Source organism: Pseudomonas sp. B10, assembly GCF_900156235.1.
Lineage (GTDB): Bacteria > Pseudomonadota > Gammaproteobacteria > Pseudomonadales > Pseudomonadaceae > Aquipseudomonas > Aquipseudomonas siliginis.
In genome coordinates this window covers 2,254,773-2,274,509 of sequence record NZ_LT707063.1, presented here as the reverse complement: position 1 = coordinate 2,274,509, position 19,737 = coordinate 2,254,773, and the positions used below count along the sequence as shown (strand labels likewise).

Sequence of the window (19,737 nt, the reverse complement as noted above, 5' to 3'; positions counted from 1 at the left end):
GGGCGCATTGTGAGTCGGGCCACAGCCTGCGATCTTCCCGGGTTGGCCTACATTTGCAGGAAGGCCTTCCACCCGCTCAGCCCCTCGGCTAAGGTGCGCGGCTTCTGCATATCACTTCGCCCAAAGGCCCGGCATGAACGAACAAACCCCCGATCCGCTGCACGGCGTGACCCTTGAACAGATCCTCAATGCACTGGTGACTCACTACGAGTGGTCGGGGCTGGCCGAGCGTATCGACATCCGTTGCTTCAAGAGCGATCCGAGCATCAAGTCGAGCCTGACCTTCCTGCGGAAAACCCCGTGGGCGCGGGAGAAGGTCGAACGCCTGTACGTGAAGCTGATGCGCACCAAGCGACCGCTCTGAGATGGACAGCGCGAGGCGCCGACGCCTGATCACCGGCCTGGCCGTGTTGGGCTGGGCCGGATTGACGATTCAGCTGTACCTGATCTTCTTCACACGATTGAGCATCGGCGCCAGCCTGCTGGGCGGGCTGGTGAGTTTCTTCAGCTACTTCACCATATTGACCAACACCTTGGTGGCGACGGTGTTGACCTGCGCGGTCACCGAGCGCGAATCCGCCGCACGGCGCTGGTTTCTGCAGCCGTGGGTCAGCAGTGGAATCGCGGTGAGTATCGCCGTGGTCGGTCTGGCCTACAGCATTCTGTTACGGCATTTGTGGCACCCCGAAGGCTGGCAGTTTGTTGCCGATGAGTTGCTCCACGACGTCATGCCATTGCTGTTTCTCGGCTATTGGTGGTGTTGCGTCCCAAAAGGCACGTTGCGCCTGTGGCATCTGCCGCTGTGGCTGATCTATCCGCTGGTGTATTTCATCTATGCCTTGCTGCGCGGGCATCTGCTCGGCGCCTATGCGTATCCGTTTATTGATGTGGCGGTGTTGGGTTATCCACAGGTGCTGATCAATGCCGGGGGATATTGGTGGGGTTTGTGTTGGTGGGGTTGCTGATTATCGGCCTCGACCGCAAATTGTCCGCACGAAGGTGAGATCCAGTGTGGGAGCGAGCCTGCTCGCGAAGGCGGTGCGGCAGTCAGCAAATCTTTCGACTGTGCCGATGCCTTCGCGAGCAGGCTCGCTCCCACAAGGGTGATATGGGTCAGGAAGAGATCACTCTTCCTCAGAGCCTTCCGCGCGCCAGTAGCCAACCGCCTTGATGAACTGCTCATCGAGCCCGTGCTCATCGATCAGTACCCGGCGGATCTGCCGTGAGACCTTGGTTTCGGTCGCCACCCACGCGTACAGATTGCCCTTGGGCACCTGCAATTGCTTGACGGTAGCCAGCAGGTTGTCCTTGCCGCCTTCGCGCAGCACCCAGATCACATTGAACTGCGCCGCACTTTCCAGCACTTGCTGCTCGGCGCCGTTTTCCACTTCGATCACCACCAATGCCCGGCGATTTGCCGCCAGACCTTCGAGGCGGCGGGCGATGGCGGGGAGGGCGGTTTCGTCGCCGATCAGCAGATAGCTGTCGAAGATGTCCGGCACGATCATCGACCCGCGTGGCCCGCCGATGTGCAGGAACTGCCCCGGCTGTGCCTGCTCGGCCCAGGTCGAGGCAGGGCCGTCGCCGTGCAGGACGAAATCGATGTCCAGCTCCATTTTTTCCAGGTCGTAACGACGCGGCGTGTAGTCGCGCATCTCGGGCATCGGCCCGTTGTCCTTGCCGGCGCCCAGTTGCATCGTCTCTAGCGCCGCCGCTTGTTCGGCGTTCTGCGGGAACAGCAGTTTGACGTGATCGTCCGTGCCCAGGCTGATGAACCCGGCCAGTTCCGGCCCGCCGAGGGTGATGCGGCGCATGCGTGGGGTCAGGTCGGTGACGCGCAGCACTTCAAGCTTGCGCCGTTTGATTTCGTGCATCACGCGGTGAATGGTTTGAGTATCGACTGCAGTCATTCGGCTTTCTCCGTGGCAGGTTGAACGGCAGGGCCGTCGACGATGGCTTTGGCGGTGTCGTTGAGCAGGTCACGCACGCGCAGGATTTCTTCGGCACTCCAGCGCCCGTGGTGCAGCTGCAAGGCATGGCGCAGGTTATGCACCGCTTCGTGGATTTCCGGCGGACGATCATGGCCGCGCAGCGAGCGCTTGCTGACATCGATGCGCATGCGTACGCCGTCGAGCGCCACCGCTTGTTCACTTAAAGACAAACGACCGGCGTCGGTGACGCTGTAACGCTTTTTGCCGGCCTCGGCATCACCGGCAATCAAATCGCTCTCTTCCAGAAAGGTCAGGGTCGGGTAGATCACCCCGGGGCTCGGGCTGTAAGCGCCATCGAACATGCCTTCGATCTGGCGGATCAGGTCGTAACCGTGGCAGGGCTGCTCGGCGATCAGCGCCAGCAACAGCAATTTCAAGTCGCCGGGGGCAAAGACTCGCGGGCCGCGGCCGCCGCGTTCGCGACCGGGGCGTTTCTCGAAGCCGTCGCGGCCATCGCCGTGCTCGCGATGGGGGGAATGATGGTCTCTCATTTCACTTCTCTCTCGTCGTATTTAGATACAACTTAAGATATATCTTAAGGGTTGCGCAAGACGTTTTTGGCCTTGTCCTGAGCTTGACGGACGAGTGGTCAAAGCGAAAAAGAGCCGGAAAAAGTTTTTTGATCAATAAAACGCAGCGGTGACCTTGAAGTTAAAGTTATCGCTCTAGTTGTACTTGAGTATATGTTCTAATTCCTCGCAAGTTACCGCGTTAAAGCGGTTAAGTTACTGTATGGTTTTTTGTCTGTAATTGTGTGTAGGGCGAAACTTACAGTGAATGTTGCAAGTATCTGTTTTTTGTTCTTTTTTCTGGCGGGGTGTGAGGTTGTTTAACTACGAGTTTGTCGGAAGTTGCCTGCTTACATTCCAGAGGCAACAGCCGATGATGCCCGCCATTGAAGGTTCAAGTTGCTCCGGCGGTCGATGAGCAAATGGTTTGTGAACTTTCAATGACCCCCCTATATAAAGCAAACAGGTACTGAACGATGTTCAAGAAAATCGCAATCGCTGCTCCACTGGCTCTTCTGGCAATGTCCTCCACTGCCTTCGCTGCGGGCGAAGCGTCGCACTCCATCAGCCTGATCGCTCATGTGCCAACCAATGGTTTCTATGTGGTGCCGACCGATCCGGATCTGGTCAACAAGGACCAGGACATGAGCTATCAGCCGACCACCGGCAAGATGGCCGACGTCAACGGTTTCTTCGATGTGCGCAATAACAACGGTTCGGTCCACGCCAGCCTGGAAAGCCTGCCGAAACTGGTTGCCGGCAATACCTCGATCGACCTGCAGGTCATGCTCAACAACAAGGAACTGACCCTGACCCCGCAAATGGTCGTCGGTGAATCCGAGTCGGATGTGAACTACCGCGCCCCGCTGAAAATCTCCGCCAAAGGCAGCAACTTCCAGCCGGGTGACTACACCGGTTCCGTGGCGATGATCTTCGACGCTGTGCCACCGGTTGCCAGCAACTGATCGACTGATCAGGTTCAAAAACGCTCGCTTTTCAGCAGTGGCGTCAACCGACGGGGCAGGCAGTGATGTTTGCCCCGACGGACTTTCATTGTCAGTCAACCAGAGTACGAGTTCATGTTCCCGATGACACCCATCGCGGCTGCGCTTGCGCTGTTGTTTTGTGCCAGCGCAGCCGTCGCATCCAACACCGCCGGTACGACGCCACGCAGTTTGCTGGCGCAGGCCAAAGGCTTGCCAGCGGATTTCGAGGAGCATTTCTTTGATGTGCCTCTGGCGGTGCGGGTCGAAGTCGACCAACAGCCGTTGGGTGAGGCCATGGTGGTGTTGTCCCGCGATGATCGCATCACCCTTCTCGAATTCACCGACACCAGCGAAAACCGCTTCGGCCCCGCTGAACGGGAAAAATGGGCAAGCTACCTCAAACCCGGCGTGCCATTAGGTGCGTGCAGCGGTTCCTGCCCGGACCAGTTTCTCGCGGTGCACTACAACCTGGAAAGTTCGCTGCTATCGATCGTCACCGAAAACGCCGAACGCGACCTTCAAGCCAAGCGTTATTACGAGCAACCGAGCGGTGGTAGCAGCGGCCTGATGGTGCGCAACCAGCTCAACCTCAACGGTGGCCAGGATCAGGACCTCGGCGGACGCTTCGGCCTGGAAGCCAGTTCAAGCCTGGGCAACTGGAGCCAGACGCTGAATCTGCAATTGGCCCGGCTTGGTGGCCCCGACGACAAGCTCTACCACGCCGTGCACGAGCTGCACACCCAGCGCGAACTGCAAGGCAGCTTCTTGCGCCTGGGCTATTTCACCCCCAATTCCGAGGGACTGACGCGCCAGCCGCGCACGTTTGGCACCAGCCCCGATACGGCCGTCGGCATCATGTACGGCAGCTCCGACAGCCTCGCGATCAACAGCCCGATGCCCAGCGTTTACCCGATCTACGTGACAGCCAACCGGCAGGGTGCGGTGGAGATCTGGCGCGACGGTCTGTTGATCAATACCCAATCGGTGCCGGCCGGTTTGCAGACCCTCGACACCCGGCCGCTGCCCGGCGGTATTTATGAAGTGGAAGTGCGCCTGATCGAAGACGGCCAGATCACCTCCACCACCCAGGAGTTGGTATACAAGCCCAGCAACTGGCGCAACCTCGACGAACGCTGGCGCTACAACGTGTTTGCCGGTGAAGAAAGCAAACTGCTGAGCAACTGGGACACGCAATCGAGCGGCAGTCCCACCGCCGGTGCTGCGGTCAATTACCTGCTGCACCCGCGAGTGATTGTCGGCGCTTCGGCGCGGCAGATCCGCGAAAAACTGCAGTACGGCACTTCCATCGACTGGACCCTGGCCAACCACGTCAGCCTGTACGCCAATGTCTACAAGACCGAGGATTACGGCACCGGTCTGGACCTGCAAAGCCTTTACAACTATGGCGCGGGCAGTCTGGTGATCAGCCACAACCGCAGCTGGCTCGACACCACCAACACCTACGACACGCTGCCGGACGGCACGCGCGTTCGTCCACGTAACGTGTTTGTCGGCCAGACCAGCAATTCGTCGCTGGCGCTCAACCATCGGCTGAGCAGCAAGAGTTCGGTCAATGCCCGGGTCTCGCACAGCGAAGGCAATGTCGAAGGCGTGGGCGTGGATCTGGGCTGGACCCAGCGCGCCGTATTGCTGGGCAGTGATGCCAGTTGGCGCCTGTCGGTCTTTGATCGCCCGGGCAGTTTCAGCAGTGGCGATGCGCGCAATCGCGGCGTCGATCTGAGCATCAACCTGGCGTTGGGCGCTCCCGGTCAGCAGCTCACCGGCAGCATCGGTTCACGCACGGCCCGCGACGGCAAACGCGACAACAATGCTTCGCTCGGCTGGCGCAGGGATTTCAAGGATCACGTGCTGCAAAGTGTCTCGGTCACGGCGCTTACCGACACTTACGGCCTGGGCATGTCGAGCCTGACCAATTTCCGCACCGACGCGGTAAACGGCGACGCCTTCGTCCAGCGTTCTTCCTACAACGGCAACTTCACTGGCGGGCTCAACCTCGACAGCACACTGGTGGTCGGCGGCGAAAAGATGCTCCTGACCAGCCAGAGCGACGTGCGCGGTGCCGGAATGATCGTCGATGTCGAGTCGGATATCGACGACATCGTCCTGCGGGCTGACGACTACAGCGGCGGCGGTGCCGCGCTGAAGCCGGGGCGCAATTTCATTCCGATCACCGCTTATCAGAACAGCTCGGTGAGCTTCGACTTCGAAGGCAACACCGTACCGGCCGCCACCATCGAACCGGCGCGAACCCGCTATCACCTGAACAAGGGCGGCATCGAGTATCGCAAGGTTCGCGTGATGAAAACCCTAACCGTGCTGGGTCGACTGGTCGATGCAAGCGGGCGGCCGCTCAAGGGGCACCACGTGATCAACCACGCCAGCCGTGGTGTGACCGAAGTCGACGGTTTCTTCTCGATGGAAATGAACGCCGGCTCACCCACCCTGGAAGTACGTCAGGGCAATCAGTTGCTGTGTCAGTTCCGCTTGAACGAGGCCGACCACCGCAGCGAAAACGACGTGTTGATGATCGGTGATCTGCGTTGCACGCCGGACACACTGGCGGATGTAACGACCACTGAACAGAACGCGGGTTGACTCCATGAAGAAAATCATCACGAGCTGCGCACTGCCGCTGGCCCTGAGTGCGTTTTCGGCACACGCAGTGAATCAGGAAATCCGCGCCTTGTTTCAACCTGATCCAGCGCAGCCGAGCAAGAACACGTTCGTTAACAAGACACCCAACAGCGGCTTCTGCGTGGTCTATCCGGCGCAGTGCGCGGATAGCAATATGTTCAGCATTGAGGTGCCGGTTCGTTACACCTCACATCGCAACCTGATCCCCGGTGATGGCGTCACGGTGCAAGTTCCCGCCAACTGGCGACGGTTGACGGTGACCAATCAGGATACCGGGCAGTCGGAGGTCGTTGAGGTACGGATCACGGGCGTTGGTTCCACCTTTCACCTGAGCGAGAGGGTGCAGGATCTCACAGGAATCGACGACACATTTCAGGCACACGATCGACTCTGGACTTCCGACGGTTGGCTATATCCCCCGGCGCCTTGTCGCAACAGCCCAGTGAGCGGGGTAGGTGAGAAGACCTACCGGTTTTTCTGGCATACGCCGCTGGAGGCCATGTGTCTGAAGCGGGTGGCTCTGCCGATTCCAGCGATGTGGTTTGAGAAGCTGGACTTTTCTTATGAACTGAAAACACCGAATCCGATGGGCATGTCGAGTGGTCTGTATAGCGGGTCGATCAGCTATTCCATGGGTCCCGGGGGCGATTTCCATTTGGGCTACATGATGTACCCCGATGACAGCAACCTGACTCTCGACTTTGTTCTCGATGTACAGCACACGCTCAAGGTCGACCTGCCGCCCGGTGGCAACAATGTGACCCTTGAACCCGAGGGCGGCTGGAGGCCGTGGATAGAAAGCGGGCGCAAGCCTACAAAGATTTTCCGTGATCAGCCGTTCTTCATTTCGGCCTCTTCACGCTTCAAGGTCATGCTGCTGTGCAGCTCGCCGGGCGGCAATTTTTGCAAGCTAGGCAGCCCCCAAGGCAATTGGAGCGATTTTCAGGTGAGCATGACCTTGCCGCCAGGCATCACCCAGTCCGACGGCAGCAATGTCACCCGTGTACCGCTGCGATTCAACAACTGGATCGGTCCCTTCGAGCCCGGTCTGTACGTGGACCGCAAGCCCGGCGTGATCCATTTCGACATGACGTCGTATGCCATCAATTTCCTCCTTAAACCCGGCCTCAACGACCGCCTGCGCGGCAATGTCACCATTATCTGGGACTCGGAAGCATGAGCCGTCCAGTCCATGCCTTAACAAACATTCAGGAGTCATTAACGATGAATCGTGGTTTTCTGCTGGGCGTGCTCAGCCTGTTTTGCCTGAGTGCCGAGGCCGGGCCGCAAATCAATGTCGGCACCGTCTACGACTATCTTGACGCCGACAAAAGCACCTACCTCAAGCGGGTGTTCAACAGCGGTGACGCCACCGCGTTCGTCAAGATCAATGTGCTGGAAATCGTCTACGGCGCCGATGGCAAGCCCGAAGAAATACCGGTGGTGAACACCTCCGACGGTGCCTCCCGTAATGGTCTCATGGCCAGCCCGGCGCGGCTGATCGTGCCGGCGCAGGGTATGCAGGGCACACGGTTGCTGTACATGGGCGCGCGCGATCGCGAGCGCTATTTCCGCGTGCGGTTCGTCCCGGTGGTCCCGGAAAAGGAGGACGATTTCGTCGTCAGCGGCGAAGAACGCGATGACTACAAGAAATCCCTTTCGGCAGGGGTCAACGTGATGACCGGGTTTGGCACGATCTTTTTCGTGCGGCCCACGGATGCGCGTTTCGATACCGTCATCAATGACACCGACCAGCGCTATGAACTGCGCAACAACGGCAACACGGTGATCATCGTCGATGAGTTCAAGAGTTGTTCGCTGAGCAAAGAAAGTGACTGCGGCGCGACCACCAAACACCATGTGCTGGCCGGCAAAACGTTTACTTTCGACAAGGAAAAAGACCGCGAATACCGCTTTTTCCTGATCGAAGGGGCTAACAAGAAAACCATGAAAATCTCCAGCCGCTAACACGGTGTTCAATACGCAGCGGGTAACCACCATGATCAAGCAATGTATCGCCTTTGTTCTACTGGCCAGCTCCGGCCTGTTCGACGCCGTGGCTTGGGGCGCCCGGGAGGAGCATACCTTCGAAGTGTCACTGACCATTCCCAGCCGGCCCTTCTACGTGATTCCGGCAGAGCCGGACTGGATTCACCGTCCCCAGCACCTGTTCTGGAATCGTTCGAAGGAAAGGCTCGAAGGGCTGCACAAAAATTTCGACGTGCGGCATGACAGCAGTGGCATCGAAGCCCGTCTGTTGGTCGACCCGTTTCTGCAAAATGGTCGGCCGGGGGAAATCGTCGAATTGCGCGTGACGTTCAATGACGTGGAACTTAGTGCTCACGTCATCCCGCGAGAAGTGCTCACCAAGGAAGAGGCCGCCGCTGGCAAACGCGTGGCATTGAAGATCGAACCGATCGAACCTCAGGGCGGCTACCGTCCTGGGGATTACTACGGCAACGTGCTGTTAATGTTCAGTGCCAGCACCCCGAGTGCAGGATGATGGGTATGAATGTGAGATGGCCGGACCGTCAGACCGTGAAAAAAATCAGTGGTGTACTGGGTGTACTGGGTGTACTGGGTGTGCTGGTGGGCTTGGGCGTCGGTGAGGCGCACGCGGTGAATCAGGAAATTCGCGCCCTGTTTCAGCCTGATCCGGCGCAGCCAGGCAAAAATCTGTTCGTCAATCAAACCCCCAACGGCGGCTATTGCGCGACTTTCCCGGAGAGGTGCGCAGCCACCAATATGTTCAGCATCGAGCTGCCCGTGCGTCACGACTCTATCCGCCCGATTCTGCCTGGAGATGATCTGTCGGTGAAAGTCCCGGCGGACTGGCGGCGTTTGACAGTGACCAATACGGAGACCCAGCAATCGGAGATCGTCGAAGTACGCATTACCGGTCTCGGCTCAGAGTTTTATCTGAGTAACACCGTCGAGGAGCTTACCGGCGTCGCACAACCCACAGGTCATGACATTCTCTGGACGTCTCAGACCGGTTGGCTGTATGCCCCGGCGCCGTGCGGCGGCAGCGGACTGGCGAACTACACCAGCAGATCCTATCGGTTTTTCTGGCATACACCGGTGCAAGCGTCCTGCACCAAGACCGCTGCATTCCGCATCCCGTCGATGTACTTCAACAAACTCGATTTCGCTTATGAGCTGCGTACCCCAAATCCGTTGGGCATGTCTAGCGGCCTGTACACCGGTTCTATCACCTATTCCATTGGACCCACCGGTGATTTTCAACTGGGTGCGATGATGGAGCCGGACGACGGCAACCTGACCCTCGATTTTGTCCTGGACGTACAGCACACCCTCAAAGTCGACATTCCTCCCGGTGGCAACCATGTCGTGCTCGAACCTTCGGGCGGCTGGCAGCACTGGCTGGACAGTGGGCGCAAACCGGAGCGGCTTTATCGGGACCAGACGTTTCTGCTGTCTTCTTCGTCTAAATTCAGCATGAAACTGGAGTGTGGAATTGTCGTCGAAGGTGGCTGTGCAATTGCCTCTTCGGAATCTGGAAGCCGCTACGGAGGCAGGGTGGATGTCAGTGTCAGTCTGCCCAACGGGCTGACCGACAGCGTCGGGCAACCCGTCAAACGGTTCAAGCTCGGGCGCGAGCCCAGTGCGCCTTTTCATCCGGGCATCTACGTCGATCGCAAACCGGGGACCCTGCATTTCGAAGTCGGCCCGCAGGCCACCAACTGGTTCCTCATCAACGCACAGCACAGCCCTTTTGCCGGCAATATCACGATGATCTGGGACTCCGAGGTCGATTGATGGCCAGGCCATCCGGCCAGCTTTCACGGCGCTGGCCGGGTTAACCATGGACATTCTCAGAACCCGGCCCGCTCAAGCGCTTCGCGACTCAGGGCGCGGGATAGCTCGTTGCGCTCGTAGCTGATTTTGTCGGCTAGCTTCCTGTACTCCCGGTTGCTGCTGAACACTTGGCTGTCGAGCTGACGGGATTGTTCTTCGAACAGGCGCAGATTCTCCTGATAACGGTCAGGATAGGTATTGCGCAGGTAATCCTCCCAGAAAGGATCGGTATAGAGATCGATCATGCCGTTGACCAGGCCGTCCCCCTGTTCGCGCTGGATGATTCTCTGGTAGGCAGCGTTGAGCTTTTCCTCGGTGACCCCGGCCCGAGGCTGCACAGGCATGCCCTCCGCTTGCCAGGGCAATTCCAGACGCTCGCCCAGGCCCGCTTCGAACGCCCGATGAATCTGAATTTCGTCCGGGGCCGGCAGGCGCGGATCAATCAGGTGTTGCTGCTGCTGGCGACTGACCTCCATGGCGGCCTCATCGCTGACCCGATCAAGGCGCGCCGCGCTGCGCGCCAGACGCACGAGTCTGTCTTCCAGCTGCGAGGCCGATGCCGTTTCGTTGTAGGCCTTGGATACCAGGACTTTGAGCCCCAGTGAATTGAACAGCTGCTGGCCCAGATCAGCGCAGTCCTGTGCAGACACGTTCTGCTCGAAGAGCTTTTTGCGCAGATGTTCGTCGAGCGCCGCCGCGTCGACCATGTCCCAGACCCGTGCGGTCAAATTCCGCCGCCCCGCGTCAGTCCCATAATCGGCGGATTCGCGTTGCTTGCGGATCACGCTGAAAAAGCCGGCGGAATCAGGCTCGGCCATCAGGTCATGCCAGGACTGCTCGCGGTATCGGCTGAAGGCTGCCGAGGGGTGGGACGGATCAGCATTGGCGGGCATCAACTTCCAGTAATCAAGCTCATCGGCGGCGGCGGATGAATAACCGGGCACGACGCTCAACCCTACCGACTGGCGATACTCGCCAAGACGCCGCAACTGGTCACTGTCGAATTCGGCAACACTGATCCGTGCGCGAGCCAGCAGGCGCGCCTGATCGCTACCGGGTTCGACCCGGGGCAGGGTGTCCAGCGGATTGTCTCGCATGTCCAGGTAGAAGCCTTTCGGGCGCTGCCGTATCTGTCCATCGACTTCAAGCCATCCCGCCGGCCAATCGCGAATGCGCGTATTGACCAGGTTCAGTTCCACCAGTTGCTCCATGCGCCCGATATCCGGCGGCACACGCAGGTTGTTGCCATTGAGATTCAGGCTGTGCAGGCGGGTGAGATTGCTCAGGCGCGTGCTTGAGTCATAGGTCAGTTCAATGCTGTTGTGCGAGAGATCCAGCGTCTGCAACTGATGCATTTTCCCGAGGGCAGCCGGCACCTCCTTGAAACCGCAGCGTTGGGCGCTCAACTGCCGCAGATTCGGGAAACTCGCCAGCAGGCTGTCCGGTGTAGTTGAAAGCGCAACGTTGGTGATGTTCAGTCCGGTAATCCGGTCGAAGTATTGCTGCATCCCGGGACGCTGTCGCAAATCGCGCCACCATGACTCAAGGTTCGGTAGCGGCAGTTCGGCTGAAAGGTCCAGCGTATAGCCGTGTTCCGGATGGGGATTGCGTGCGCCGGGCCGTTCGCTCTCGCGTTTGAAGCACTTCCTCAATTGCTGCTCGATGTACAAGCCGCCCTCGCGCACGAATTCCGTCGGCAGCGCGATCAGTTCCCCGTTGTCTTCAATGACGGGGGTGTAACTGCTGCGCCAGCTGTCGAGAGCGTTGTCGAGCACTTCGCGTTCGCGCTCAAGGTCGGCGATGGCGCGTTCGCTGTTGCCCTTTTTTTCCAGCGTCATCAGGAAACCCGCGACCTCTCTGTCGTTGAGTTTCGGGTACAACTGTCTGAGCCGCTGTTCCGGGGTTTTTGCCGCCCAGGGCCAGCCGCGTAGAAGAATCTCCGTCTCGCGGGGGGCGACCGTTCGGATCGGCGGTTGCGCCAGAGCAATACGGCGTTCGGCTGGCGGGGCGCTTTGTTCCATGATCCACAGTTTCAAGGCGCGGCCCTGACCGCGCTGATAACCGGTACTCGCCAGCGTTTCGAGCGGTACGGCGCGCAGGATGGCTTCGTGGAAATCGCTACTGTCATGCAGCACCTGACCCTTGGCGTCGCGCACTTCATAACGGCCCTCGCCACGCCTGAGCAGTTGCCTTACCGTGCTGGCGTCTTGCGGCCCGACACTGCAGCGCAACGGACCGTGCGGACTGCCATCGAACACCTCGATGCGCAGGTCGGCAAAGGTGTCGGTGTGGATTTTCAGCGTATTGAGCGCCAGGCGTTCGGTCTGTTCGGTCATCAGATCGTCCCGATAAAAACCGTCGTACGCGCGACTGGCCGACGCCTCGAAATCCAGCTCCCGGGCCTGATTCTTCAGGCGTAGCGGCAAGTGCTGTTCTTCGCTGATGCGTCGCCGTTCGGCAGCACGAGCCTGGCTCAGAACCGTCTCGGCCAAGGGCAACGGCAGATCCGGAAACGACTGTCTGATCACGGCTATGTCGGCGTCGCCGCTGCGCTGCCCGGCCTGGTACAGATGGCGGGCGACGGCGCTGCGCTGCTCATTGAGCGCGTCGGCCAGTTGACCGCGCAGGACCTCGACCCGTTGCTCGGCAGTGACCTTCGGGCCGAGCAGATGATTGAACTCGTCGTCGCGCAGGAACCTGGCGACCCGCTCGGGCAAATGTCCGGCGTTGAGATCAGCCTGGCTGATGCGCAACGTGTCGGCTTCGGACGCCAGCGGGTTGCCGTATTTATGCGAGTAGCCGGTCAGGTCCTGACGCGCGAAAACCTCCAGCGCGCGTCGCGGCGGCCAGCCCGGCAGGCTGGTCAGCATCGGCTCCAGCCATACCGCATCGGCATCGATCGGTTTGCCGTTACGCAGGTTCTGCGCAGCCTCGATGACATCCTCGTATGCATTGACGCGCCTGACCGTGTCGGCCAGCAGCGGCGGTGGCGGGCTATTGTCGCTGTGCATGCGACGCAGTTCATCGTGGCTGGTGCCGCTGCTGCGCCGGATGTCCTCCAGTTGCACAGGCGTAAAGCGCTCGACGCTGTGACCCAGGCGAGGCATCAGCCGGGCGTCGGGCCAGTCGCCTGGCGATTCTGCTTCATGCAGCCAGGCGCCGTGACCGTTGTGTTCGATCCGTGGCTGGTAGGCATTTTCTCGATTCGGATGTTTGATCCGGTGAGTTTTGCTGGTGGCATCGGCGGAGGCTTTTTCCACCACGTAGAGCTTGCCTTCCAGCGGCAGGACGCTGGCGCTGGCATGTTGATGCAGGCCGTGACGATCGGGCTTCGATTGCGCTGCCAGGCTCAGTTCGTCACGTGCATAAGGGCTGAGGTCGCGATGCCACAGGCTTGGTTTGCCGTCGGGCAATTTGACCTGTTGCATGGCATCGACCTGCGGTGAGAGTTTTATCCGCAACGTTTCGCCAATCTGCGCGCCGGCGCCGAACGCCGCCAGTTGAATGACATCGGTCACCACACTGATGACATGTCCGGCAGCTTCCTCCCAGACGCCTTCGGCCAGATCGACGATGCCTTCAATCACATCGCTGGTCAGTTGATAGGCGGTATAGGCCATCATCACCTCGCCCAGACCAGGCACAAAAGGCGTGGCAATCAGCAGGGCGACGTTGAAAATGTCCGAGACGATCCGCTTGAAGTTGTCCCACCATGCCCAGCGTGCGTTGCTGTCGGCATCGGCGGTCGAGACGGCGATTTGCCGCGCATCATTGATGATCTTGTTGAGTTTCTGCTGATAGACGTGCCGCCAGTAATCGCCCTGCAACGGCAAGCGGGTGAACTGCAACCTGGGCTTTTCCACCGGGTCCTTGCGCCACACCGGGCGTTGGTCGGTGCTCTGCTCGCGTTCGTGATGGCGGACGACGAACAAGCGCTGTTCGAGTTCGGCGAAAAAATGTCCACGTTGCTGCTGATCAACGAATTGGCTGAAGAATTGCCGGTACGTATGCCCGGTCGAGGCGCTCAGGCGGTCCTCGCGCAACTGGCGGGTCAGTTCGTCACGAAACGCAGCCAGCGACTCGTACTCCTTGAGTGGATGATCAGGATCGTGCGGCACGTAGACGATCAGGCGTCGGACCCCACGACTGTCGGGGTGGCCGTGCATCAGCAACAGAATGCCGGTCAGGCGGGTGCCGAGCATGGACAGGTCATTGCAGCGAATCGAACGATTGTTCAGACGCAGGCGCGGTTTTTCGTCAGTGCTGAAGCTGAGCACCATCCTGAAGGTGTCGTACTGGATCTCTGCCTTGAGCAAGGCGATGTGCGCCGCGACGGCAAGGGCGTCTTTGAGGCTGGTGCCGATCTTGTATTGCAAAAGGCTCTCGGCCAGAGCTTCGCCGGGCAGCAAGTAGCCATGCAAGTGCCTGGCGTATTGGCCGCCCAGGTCGAGGTCGCGACACAGTGTCTGGAACTGGCTGATAGGCATTTGGTTTTTGAGCGGCAAGACGTCGAAGTGGCCGCGCGCATCAGGCTGGCTGATGTAGTCCGAGCCTGCACCGACCGTCTCGTTGGCGGCAAAGTTGTGCAGAGCGGCGTCGAGCAGTGAGACCGTACGGGTCGTCGAGCCGTCGACCACGTCGATTGCATACCAGGGACTGCTGGCGGGAATGTACAGGCGCAGCCAGGTCTTCCTGACGTCCGGCTCGATGCCATGGCATTGCTTGATCCTTGCTTTGAGCAGCGGCTCGGCGAAGGCGTACAGGTCGGTTCTGGCCAGCAGATGATCGACCTTGTTCTGCGAGTCCCAGGCCTTGAGATTGGCGGCGGCGAGTCGGCTGGCAAACGTACCGGGTGCGCTGTACCAGGGTTCGCGCTTCAGTGGCGTGGCGGCGAGTGCCAGGCTGCGGCTGAGCGTCGCGGCTTTGAACGGCGCGCTGACAGCCGATTCGATGAACGCGTAATGCCGGCCTTTGTCGGCGGCTGCGGCAGGCTGAGGGGAGTCAGACATGGCCAATCATCCTTGATTGTTTGAGGAATGATCAGCGTACCGGCGGCAGGGCAAAACAAAAGTTCAAAGATCGGGAGCCAAACGTGTGATCGCCTCAGCGATGCGACAAGAATTCGAATCGGAACAATGCACCAATACCACCTTTCGCGCCGATGGCCTTCGGCGCGACGTGCAGACCACGTTCGGTCAGTGCAGCGCCGATGCCACCACGGGCGCCTGTGGCGGTTGGCACTGTGAGTCGCTGCCCGGTTGCAGATACGGCGTGAGAATCGGCGCCATGCCTTTGAGTACCTGCGTTGGCAGGGCCGAGGTGAACTTGAAGTTCTCCGCCGAGCGCCCCGGGACGAACGCGGTGAGGGTGCCGAAATGGTGGTCGCCGATGTAGAACACAAAGGTCGCCGTGCGGTTGATCGACTTCGAACTGATGATCCGCCCGCCGGAGCCGATCGCCGCAATGCGGTTGTCGCCGGTGCCGGTCTTGCCGCCCATGGCCAGCGGTGTACCGTCGGGCAGTTTGAAACTGCCGGACAGCCGTTTGGCGGTACCGGCGTCGACCACTTGCGACAGCGCCTCGCGCATGGCCCGGGCCACTTCCACCGGCATCACGCGTTTGCCTACGTGCGGGTCGTTGACCAGTCTGGTTTCGTAGGGCGTATCGGCGGCAAAGTGCAGGCTGTCGATGCGCAGCGTCGGCATGCGTACGCCGTCATTGAGGATGGTGCCGATCAGCTCGGCGAGCGCGGCGGGACGGTCACCGGAACTGCCAATGGCCGTGGCCAGTGACGGCACCAGGTGATCGAACGGGTAGCCGACCTTCTGCCAGCGCTGATGAATGTCGAGGAACGCTTCGATCTCGAGCATGGTGCGAATGCGGCTGTCGCGCGCGCCTTTGTGCCGGCTCTTGAACAGCCAGCTGTAGACTTCCTGGCGCTCGAAATGGCTGGCCTTGACGATCTCGCTGAAGGTCGCTTCCGGGTGATGCAGCAGATAACCCATCATCCACAGGTCCAGCGGATGCACCTTGGCGATGAAACCCTGATCAGGCAAATCGTAACTGCCGGGGCCATAGGAATCGTAGAGGCGGATCAGACGATCGTCGGTGAGTTTTTCGTTGAGTTTGGTGCCCTTGAGGTGCGAGCGCACGAAACGGTTGAAGTCTTCCTGACCGGCCTCCGGCAGCAGATAGCGATGCACCGCCGCCATGCGGATCGGCGTCGGGCGGATGCTGTCGAGGAAGGTTTCCAGGCGCGCCTGGGTGTCCTTGTTCTTGTACTTTTTCCAGAATTTGAGCAGGAACGAGGTGCCTTCGCGGTCTGCGAAACTGGCCAGGTATTCCTGACGGCGCGGATCGCGATCATCCTTGAGCAATTCGCCGTTGGGACCTGAGTAGGTGGTGTAGCGGACGATGTCGCGCATCAGGCGAATGAATGGCAGGTTGATCGACTCGCGCAGCGAATCGCGCAGGGTCGGCAGGCGACCGTTGTCCTCTTTGCGGAAGTTGTTGAATCTGTGCAGCCCACCGCCGGTGAAAAACGCCTCGCCCGGGCTCGCTGAATATTTGCGATCCAGCGCGGCGCCGAGCAGCTTCGACAGGTCGTGATCCTTGTTCTGGATCAGGTAGTCGATGACCCAGCGGCTGAGGCGATCCTGATCTGGCACTTCGACTTTTTTCAATTCTGGCCCGCTCATCGCGCCGTATTTGTCGTGCAGCTCCGCGACGATTTGCAGGTACGTGGTCAGCACACGCATTTTCGCCGTCGAGCCGAGTTCGAGCTTGCTGCCTTCGTTGATGTCGAACGGCTGATCGGTGCTGTCGGTCTGCACGCGCACCCGCGAGCCGTCCGGGGTCAGTTCGAACAGGGTGAAGCTGTAACGCACTTGCGTGGTGCTGGTCGGCGTCAGCAAGCGTTCGCCGAGAAGACCGATCTCTGCTGCGTAGGCCGGGTCGGCAAGTTTTTTCAGATAAGCCGTGGCCTGCGTTTGCAGATCGCCCTGCAGGGTGCTGGTGGCCGACAGGTCGAGGCGATCGAGGTCGTACAGCGGACGGTTGAGCATGCTCGCCAGACGACTGCGGGCGACGCTGATGCCCTTGTTGGTTTCAATCGGCTGCATCGTTGGCTGGGTCTGCCAGTCACGGTAGGACACGGTGCTTGCCAGCGCGGCGTCGGCCAGAGCGCTGTCGATCACACCGTTCTGCTTGAGCAGGCGCAGGTGGCTGTCGGTGAGGCTGGCCAATTCGTCGCGACCCTTGGTCAGGTAATGCGAAGGGCGGCGCTGGGCGATCATCAGCGAGAGCATTTCACGCAAGGCCAGGCCTTTGGCGGCCATGGTCTGCGGGTCGGTCTTCGGGCTGTTCAGTTGCTCGTTGGCCTTGTTGAAATCACTGCCGTACCAGACCCGCAAACCTTCGGCCATGCCGTGCACTTCACCGTGGCCGGGCACCGCCGAGAGCGGCACGCTGTTGAGGTAGTCGCGCACGATGTTCTGCCGCGAACCGAGGGTCTGCGGGCCATCCTGATAGGCGCGCACGCTGGCGGAAATCATCTGGCGGATCTTCTCCGCGCCCGACACGGTGAGGCCGTCGGGCGAGTGGCGATACTTTTCCAGTTGTGTTGCCAGGGTACTGCCGCCGGCCGATTGCCCGGGCAGGCGCAGCAGTTTCGCCACTTGCGACCACGCGGCCATGCCGAAACGCGGCCAGTCCACCGCCGGGTTGGCCAGCGGCTGTTTCGGGTCGAGCAGAAAGCGGTTTTCGATGAACAGCAGGCTGCTGACTACCACCGGCGGAATCGCCGCGAAGTCGGCATACAGTTGCTGCGGATAGTTGTATCGATACAGCGGCGCGCCTCGGCAGTCGGTGATCGACAATCCGGCCTGGATCTTTTCCGAATACGGCACGAACAGGCCTTTGTCGGTGTAACCGAGCAGGGCGGGGGAGAAGCGCGTCTGCTCGGTGATCACGTAATTGCGCTTGAGCAGGCGTGGCAGGAATTCGTCCAGAGAGCTGTAACCCAGGCGCAGATCGAAAGGGCCGTTGCCCGGATAACGAATCGCTTCGCTGGGACCGGGTTCCAGCTTGTAGGTCAGCGAAGCGGCGTACTGGCTCAGCTCCCGCGCCTGGAAACGCGAAGTGCGCATTTCCTTGGACGCGGCGAGTCCCACCACCACCGCAATGATCAAAAACAGCAACCAGAAAGCCTTCCACCCGTGCCGTTGACGACGGGGTTTTTCAGGGACAGGCGCTTCATTCACACGTTCAGTCTGAACCACGGTTTTACTCGAATCGGTTTGCCACAAAGCGCCCATAGTCGACTGATCCATTCACGCAGATTGATCGGACTTGTCTGAAGCTTAGACGGTGGTTGGAGCCGGTGAAGAAAATGTGCAGAGCGGTGGAGACGGCTTGTCTGAATAAAACTGAAACGAACACTGTGGCGAGGGGATTCATCCCCGTTGGGCTGCAAAGCAGCCCCAAAACCTGCCAGCACGGTTTACGCAGGCGCACCGCATGTGAGCAAGTTGCGACTGCTGCGCAGCCGAGCGGGGATAAATCCCCTCGCCACAAGGATGCTGTTCACATCCCCATGATGTGTCTGTGCGAGCGATGGACTCCCTGTGGCTAGCCGATCTGTCAGTCATGCGGGTACTACTTGTGGCGAGGGGATTTATCCCCGCTGGGCTGCAAAGCAGCCCCAAAACCTGCCACCACGGTTTCTACAGGCACAGCGCATGTGAGCCAGTTGCGACTGCTACGCAGCCGAGCGGGGATAAATCCCCTCGCCACAAAAATGCTGCTCACATCCCCATGATGTGTCTGTGCGAGCGATGGACTCCCTGTGGCTAGCAGATTTGTCAGTCTTGCAGGGACTCCCCGTGGCGAGGGGATTCATCCCCGTTGGGCTGCAAAGCAGCCCCAAAACCTGCCGCCACGGTTTCTACAGGCACACCGCATGTGAGCAAGTTGCGCCTGCTGCGCAGCCGAGCGGGGATAAATCCCCTCGCCACAAAAAGGCTGTTCACATGCCGGGATGTTGTCAGTGTGAGGGATTCAGGCGGCTAGCCGATTTATCAGTCATGCGGGGACTCCCTGTGGCGAGGGGATTTATCCCCGCTGGGCTGCAAAGCAGCCCCAAAACCTCCACCACGGTTTCTACAGGCCCACCGCGTCTGAGCAAGTTGCGCCTGCTACGCAGCCGAGCGGGGATAAATCCCCTCGCCACGATAGATGCACTTATTCCATAGAACTGTTGCGCTCAGAGCCAGCAGGTATCCCAAAGCGGGTAATCAGCGAGGTTATCGACCAGCCCGGCTCGCAAGGGATTATTGATGATATAGCGGGCGATGGGCTCCAGGTCCTCGCCGTCACGGATCGCTCGGTCATGGTAGCCGGTTTGCCACAGCGGTCCGTGACGTCCGGTTTGTCTGTTAACCGCATGCGTACAGCGAGCCTTTACACCGCCAATGACTTCCCCAAGTGAGCCGCTTTGCAATTGCATCAGCCAATGAAAGTGGTCAGGCATGACAACCCAGGCGATGGATTGCGCGACTCCTTGCTCATGAGCCCGGCGCAGTTCGGCGACCAGTAATCGGCCGGCCTGCCAATCTGCAAATACGGGCTGGCGTTCGTGGATGACAGAGGTGATGAAATAGGCACGACCGTTTTCCGAGAAACGACCTTGGCGCAGACGGTGGGAGTTGGGGCGGACTGGCATGTGAGCTTCCTTGCATGTGCTCCTGGCTTTTTCAAAGGTTAGTGGTTGGCCGCCCC

Annotated in this window: 12 protein-coding genes and 1 pseudogene; 8 read left to right on the top strand and 5 right to left on the bottom strand. The window is 59.9% G+C overall.

Annotated features, from left to right (window positions below):
• Positions 1-133: 133 nt before the first annotated feature.
• Positions 134-364, top strand: coding sequence for a VF530 family DNA-binding protein (locus BXA01_RS10115; protein ID WP_016987543.1), 231 nt, complete (start codon positions 134-136; stop codon positions 362-364).
• A gap of 1 nt (position 365) precedes the next feature.
• Positions 366-1,003, top strand: a pseudogene (locus tag BXA01_RS10110) (Pr6Pr family membrane protein).
• A 121-nt stretch (positions 1,004-1,124) separates the two neighbouring features.
• Here BXA01_RS10110 and BXA01_RS10105 read toward each other — a convergent pair.
• Positions 1,125-1,910, bottom strand: coding sequence for a siderophore-interacting protein (locus tag BXA01_RS10105; RefSeq protein ID WP_076564028.1), 786 nt, complete (start codon positions 1,908-1,910; stop codon positions 1,125-1,127).
• Positions 1,907-2,482 (bottom strand): PadR family transcriptional regulator, encoded by a 576-nt coding sequence (locus tag BXA01_RS10100; protein WP_016773362.1) that lies wholly within the window; start codon positions 2,480-2,482, stop codon positions 1,907-1,909. The genes BXA01_RS10105 and BXA01_RS10100 overlap by 4 nt, the downstream gene beginning before the upstream one ends.
• A 494-nt stretch (positions 2,483-2,976) precedes the next feature.
• On the opposite strand from BXA01_RS10100, the gene BXA01_RS10095 reads away from it, so the two are divergent.
• From BXA01_RS10095 to BXA01_RS10070, 6 genes are all read left to right on the top strand, one after another.
• Complete coding sequence (locus BXA01_RS10095) at positions 2,977-3,465, top strand: CS1 type fimbrial major subunit (RefSeq protein WP_076564027.1); 489 nt, start codon at positions 2,977-2,979, stop codon at positions 3,463-3,465.
• Positions 3,466-3,579: 114 nt separating this feature from the next.
• Positions 3,580-6,102, top strand: a complete 2,523-nt coding sequence (locus BXA01_RS10090; RefSeq protein ID WP_076564026.1) for a TcfC E-set like domain-containing protein — start codon at positions 3,580-3,582, stop codon at positions 6,100-6,102.
• Between the two features lie 4 nt (positions 6,103-6,106).
• Entirely contained in the window at positions 6,107-7,321 is a 1,215-nt protein-coding gene (locus tag BXA01_RS10085) for a hypothetical protein (protein WP_076564025.1), read from the top strand.
• A gap of 44 nt (positions 7,322-7,365) precedes the next feature.
• On the top strand, positions 7,366-8,109 hold the full coding sequence (locus BXA01_RS10080) for a pilus assembly protein (RefSeq protein ID WP_076564024.1): 744 nt from the start codon (positions 7,366-7,368) through the stop codon (positions 8,107-8,109).
• Positions 8,110-8,140: 31 nt separating this feature from the next.
• Positions 8,141-8,644 (top strand): CS1 type fimbrial major subunit, encoded by a 504-nt coding sequence (locus BXA01_RS10075; RefSeq protein WP_076564023.1) that lies wholly within the window; start codon positions 8,141-8,143, stop codon positions 8,642-8,644.
• Between the two features lie 5 nt (positions 8,645-8,649).
• The gene (locus BXA01_RS10070; RefSeq protein WP_231991023.1) at positions 8,650-9,921 is read left to right on the top strand and encodes a hypothetical protein; all 1,272 of its coding nucleotides are present in this window, start codon (positions 8,650-8,652) and stop codon (positions 9,919-9,921) included.
• 56 nt (positions 9,922-9,977) lie between these two features.
• On the opposite strand, the gene BXA01_RS10065 is transcribed toward BXA01_RS10070, so the two are convergent.
• The 3 genes from BXA01_RS10065 to BXA01_RS10055 form a co-directional block, all read right to left on the bottom strand.
• Positions 9,978-14,969: a dermonecrotic toxin domain-containing protein gene (locus BXA01_RS10065; RefSeq protein ID WP_076564022.1), complete on the bottom strand. Its 4,992-nt coding sequence runs from the start codon at positions 14,967-14,969 to the stop codon at positions 9,978-9,980.
• A gap of 186 nt (positions 14,970-15,155) precedes the next feature.
• Positions 15,156-18,275, bottom strand: coding sequence for a transglycosylase domain-containing protein (locus BXA01_RS10060; RefSeq protein ID WP_076564021.1), 3,120 nt, complete (start codon positions 18,273-18,275; stop codon positions 15,156-15,158).
• A 947-nt stretch (positions 18,276-19,222) separates the two neighbouring features.
• Positions 19,223-19,681: an REP-associated tyrosine transposase gene (locus BXA01_RS10055; RefSeq protein WP_076564020.1), complete on the bottom strand. Its 459-nt coding sequence runs from the start codon at positions 19,679-19,681 to the stop codon at positions 19,223-19,225.
• Between the last annotated feature and the right edge of the window lie 56 nt (positions 19,682-19,737).